Source organism: Pseudomonas sp. P5_B2 (assembly GCF_056400445.1).
In genome coordinates this window covers 1-4,928 of sequence record NZ_JBFULH010000309.1, presented here as the reverse complement: position 1 = coordinate 4,928, position 4,928 = coordinate 1, and the positions used below count along the sequence as shown (strand labels likewise).

The window sequence follows — 4,928 nt, the reverse complement described above, 5'->3', positions numbered from 1 at the left end:
CATACATGCACGAGGGGGTTCAGGTGTCGAGCAAGCTAGAAGAGTTGCAGGCCTTGTTGGCCCCGGTGGTCGTGGCCCTGGGCTATGAATGCTGGGGTATTGAGTTTTCGGCTCAGGGTCGTCACTCGATGTTGCGCGTTTATATCGATAAAGAGGGCGGTGTGCTGGTGGACGATTGTGCCATTGTCAGCCGTCAGATCAGCGGTGTCCTGGATGTTGAAGATCCGATCGCCGTTGAATATACCCTTGAGGTTTCCTCGCCTGGCATGGAACGCCCGCTGTTCACTATTGAGCAGTTTGCAAAATTTGCCGGTGAACAAGTGAAGATCAAGCTGCGCTCGCCTTTTGAAGGACGACGCAACTTTCAGGGCCTTCTGCGAGKTGTAGAAGAGCAGGACGTCGTGGTGCAAGTAGAAGACCATGAATTCCTGTTGCCGATCGATATGATCGACAAGGCCAACATTATTCCCAGTTTTGACTGAGACGCGGATCCCGCGGATCCAATGGCTTGCGAAAGGCGAGGCGTACGATGAGCAAAGAAGTACTGCTGGTTGTTGAGTCGGTATCCAATGAAAAGGGCGTACCGGCAAACGTAATTTTTGAAGCGCTGGAGCTGGCTCTGGCCACTGCTACCAAAAAGCGTTTCGAGGACGAAGTTGATCTGCGTGTGGAAATCAATCGCCACACCGGTGCTTACGAGACTTTCCGTCGCTGGACGGTCGTCGAAGAAGCTGACTTGGACGATCCGGCCATTGAAACCTGGCCGAGCARGGTTGCCGAAACGCATCCTGGTTCCAAGGTTGGCGATGTCGTCGAAGAAAAAATCGAATCCATCGAGTTCGGCCGTATCGCTGCACAGACTGCCAAGCAAGTCATCGTGCAAAAAGTTCGTGAAGCCGAGCGCGCTCAAGTCGTTGACGCTTATCGCGAGCGCCTGGGGGAAATCATCTCCGGCACCGTGAAGAAAGTGACCCGCGACAACGTGATTGTCGATCTGGGCAACAACGCTGAAGCGTTGCTSGCTCGTGAAGACATCATCTCTCGCGAAACCTTCCGTGTCGGCGTGCGTTTGCGTGCGCTGCTCAAGGAAATCCGCACCGAGAACCGCGGCCCGCAGCTGATCCTGTCGCGTACCGCGCCGGAAATGCTGATCGAGTTGTTCCGCATCGAAGTGCCGGAAATCGCTGAAGGCCTGATCGAAGTAATGGCTGCGTCCCGTGACCCGGGTTCGCGCGCCAAGATCGCGGTCCGCTCCAAGGACRAACGCATTGACCCGCAGGGCGCTTGCATCGGTATGCGCGGTTCGCGCGTCCAGGCAGTGTCGGGTGAGTTGGGCGGTGAGCGTGTGGATATCGTCCTGTGGGACGACAACCCGGCTCAGTTTGTGATCAATGCAATGTCGCCGGCTGAAGTGGCGGCAATTATCGTTGACGAAGATGCCCATGCAATGGACATCGCCGTTGGCGCAGATAACCTGGCTCAGGCCATCGGTCGTGGTGGTCAGAACGTGCGTCTGGCTAGCCAATTGACTGGCTGGACCCTGAACGTGATGACCGAATCGGACATCCAGGCTAAGCAGCAAGCAGAAACCGGCGACATCCTGCGCAACTTCATCGACGAGCTGGAAGTCGACGAAGACCTGGCACAGGTGCTGGTAGATGAAGGCTTCACCAGCCTGGAAGAGATTGCCTACGTACCGTTGGAAGAAATGCTCAACATCGACGGCTTTGACGAAGAAACCGTCAACGAGCTTCGCGCTCGTGCCAAGGATCGTTTGTTGACCAAAGCCATCGCTACTGAGGAAAAGCTGGCAGACGCCCATCCGGCCGAAGACCTGCTCTCGCTTGAGGGTATGGACAAGGATTTGGCGATGGAACTGGCGGTGCGCGGCGTAATTACCCGCGAAGACCTGGCCGAGCAGTCTATTGACGACCTGCTCGACATCGACGGCATTGACGATGATCGTGCCGGCAAGTTGATCATGGCCGCCCGAGCCCACTGGTTCGAGTAATTAGGCGCGGCCTGAGGAGAGAAGTGCATGACGCAAGTCACGGTGAAACAACTGGCCGATGAGGTCAAAACACCGGTAGAGCGCCTGTTGCAGCAGATGCRTGAGGCAGGTCTGCCGCACACCGCCGCCGAAGAAAATGTGACTGACAGTGAGAAGCAATCGTTGCTGACTCATTTGAAAAGCAGCCACAAGGCGAAAGTGGAAGAACCACGCAAGATCACGCTGCAGCGTAAAACCACCAGCACCCTGCGTGTTGCTGGCAGCAAAAGCATCAGCGTTGAAGTCCGTAAAAAGAAAGTGTTCGTACAGCGCAGCCCGGAAGAAATCGAAGCCGAGCGCAAACGCGAACTGGATGAACGTCGCGCAGTAGAAAATGTTGCTCGTCAGAAGGCTGAAGAAGAAGCCAAGCGTCGCGCCGAAGAAGAAGCGCGTCGCCAGCCTGCTGCTGCGCAATCAGCTACTTCCGGCGCTGTTGCGGCGCCTGCTGCAGTTGCCGAACCTGTGCGTGAAAGCGCGCCGGTTGTAGCGGCTGCACCAGCACCGTCTGCTGACGTTCGCAACAAGCAGAACGAGCAGCGCCGTCCGGACAAACCACGTGCCGACGATAACAATCGTCGCAGCGGCGGTGGCGATGGAGAGCGCAAAAACGCTCCGCATCGTGCTTCGGTCAAAGAGAAAGCGCCTGCGCCACGTGTTGCGCCACGTACTACCGACGAAGAAAGCGATGGCTTCCGTCGTGGTGGTCGCGGCAAGGCCAAGCTGAAGAAACGCAACGCCCACGGTTTCCAGAGTCCAACCGGCCCTGTCGTGCGTGATGTGCAGATTGGCGAGACCATCACTGTTGGCGATCTCGCCAATCAGATGTCGGTCAAGGCTGCTGAAATCATCAAGTTCATGTTCAAACTGGGTACTCCAGCGACCATCAACCAGGTGCTTGATCAGGAAACTGCTCAGCTGGTAGCCGAAGAGCTGGGCCACAAAGTGACCCTGGTCAGCGACACCGCCCTGGAAGATTCCCTGGCCGAGTCCCTGAAGTTTGAAGGTGAGACGTTCTCCCGTGCACCGKTTGTGACCGTAATGGGCCACGTTGACCACGGTAAAACCTCGCTGCTCGACTACATCCGTCGTGCCAAGGTAGCTGCTGGCGAAGCCGGCGGTATCACCCAGCACATCGGTGCGTACCACGTTGAAACTGATCGCGGCATGGTCACTTTCCTCGACACCCCGGGTCACGCCGCGTTTACCGCAATGCGTGCTCGTGGTGCCAAGGCGACCGACATCGTGATCCTGGTGGTTRCAGCGGACGACGGCGTGATGCCGCAGACCATTGAAGCCGTTCAGCACGCCAAGGCTGCCGGTGTTCCACTGGTTGTTGCAGTGAACAAAATCGACAAGCCGGGCGCTGATCTCGATCGCATCCGTAGCGAACTGTCGGTTCACGGCGTGACCTCGGAAGAGTGGGGCGGCGACACCCCGTTCGTATCGGTTTCGGCGAAAGTCGGTACTGGCGTGGACGAGTTGCTCGAAGCTGTTCTGCTGCAAGCCGAAGTTCTCGAACTTAAAGCAACACCTTCGGCCCCTGGCCGTGGCGTTGTGGTTGAATCGCGTCTCGACAAAGGTCGTGGCCCGGTAGCTACCGTTCTGGTTCAAGACGGTACCCTGCGCCAAGGCGACATGGTCCTGGTCGGTTCGAACTATGGCCGTGTACGTGCAATGCTCGACGAGAACGGCAAGCCAATCAAAGAAGCCGGTCCTTCCATCCCTGTCGAGATCCTCGGCCTGGACGGTACCCCGGACGCTGGTGATGAGATGAGCGTGCTGTCGGACGAGAAGAAAGCCCGTGAAGTGGCTCTGTTCCGTCAAGGCAAGTTCCGCGAAGTCAAGCTGGCCCGTGCTCACGCCGGCAAGCTGGAAAACATCTTCGAAAACATGGGTCAGGCAGAGAAGAAGACGCTCAACATCGTCCTCAAATCCGACGTCCGTGGTTCGCTGGAAGCGTTGAACGGTGCCTTGAACGGCCTGGGTAACGACGAAGTGCAAGTGCGTGTTGTTGGTGGCGGTGTCGGTGGTATCACCGAATCCGACGCTAACCTGGCACTGGCCTCCAACGCTGTACTGTTCGGCTTCAACGTGCGTGCCGATGCTGGCGCTCGCAAGATCGTCGAGCAGGAAGGTCTGGATATGCGTTACTACAACGTGATCTACGACATCATCGAAGACGTCAAGAAAGCCCTCACCGGTATGCTGGGCAGCGATGTTCGCGAGAACATCCTGGGTATCGCTGAAGTGCGTGACGTGTTCCGTTCGCCGAAGTTTGGCGCGATCGCCGGTTGCATGGTTATCGAAGGTGTTGTTCACCGTAACCGTCCAATCCGTGTACTGCGTGAAGACATCGTTATCTTCGAAGGCGAGCTGGAATCCCTGCGCCGCTTCAAGGATGACGCTTCCGAAGTACGTGCCGGCATGGAATGCGGTATTGGCGTCAAGAGCTACAACGACGTCAAACCTGGCGACAAGATCGAAGTTTACGAGAAGGTTCAGGTTGCTCGCAGCCTCTGACTCGCGCACTTCAAGGGCCACGGCGAGCCGCCGCATGCAAGTGCGCGGCACGGCGTCAGGACTCTAAACGCAACGCCCGGTCTGGCTTTTGTCAGGCCGGGCGTTTGCCGCTTTCAGACCCCTCGGGTTTCACCGTGGGGCAGTAACAGGTAACAAGACATGGCAAAAGAATACAGCCGTACCCAACGTATCGGCGATCAGATGCAGCGTGAGCTGGCACAGCTGATCCGTCGTGAAGTCAAAGACCCGCGCGTCGGCCTGGTCACCATTACCGCTGTTGAAGTCAGCCGTGACGTCGGTCACGCGAAGATCTTCATCACCGTGATGGGGCAGGACAACGCCGAAGACATCGCACAAA

4 protein-coding genes are annotated in these 4,928 nt (G+C 57.3%); all 4 read left to right on the top strand.

Translation table 11 applies throughout. The annotated features are described in order from the left end of the window. Window positions 1-23 precede the first annotated feature (23 nt). Window positions 24-482 (top strand): ribosome maturation factor RimP, encoded by a 459-nt coding sequence (rimP, locus tag AC1DRJ_RS19160; protein ID WP_477803532.1) that lies wholly within the window; start codon window positions 24-26, stop codon window positions 480-482. Between the two features lie 47 nt (window positions 483-529). After that, on the top strand, window positions 530-2,011 hold the full coding sequence (nusA, locus tag AC1DRJ_RS19155; protein ID WP_477803531.1) for a transcription termination factor NusA: 1,482 nt from the start codon (window positions 530-532) through the stop codon (window positions 2,009-2,011). 27 nt (window positions 2,012-2,038) lie between these two features. Then, window positions 2,039-4,570, top strand: a complete 2,532-nt coding sequence (gene infB / locus AC1DRJ_RS19150; protein WP_477803530.1) for a translation initiation factor IF-2 — start codon at window positions 2,039-2,041, stop codon at window positions 4,568-4,570. Between the two features lie 159 nt (window positions 4,571-4,729). Beyond that, the coding region (gene rbfA, locus AC1DRJ_RS19145; protein WP_477803529.1) for a 30S ribosome-binding factor RbfA at window positions 4,730-4,928 on the top strand (199 nt) is incomplete at its 3' end.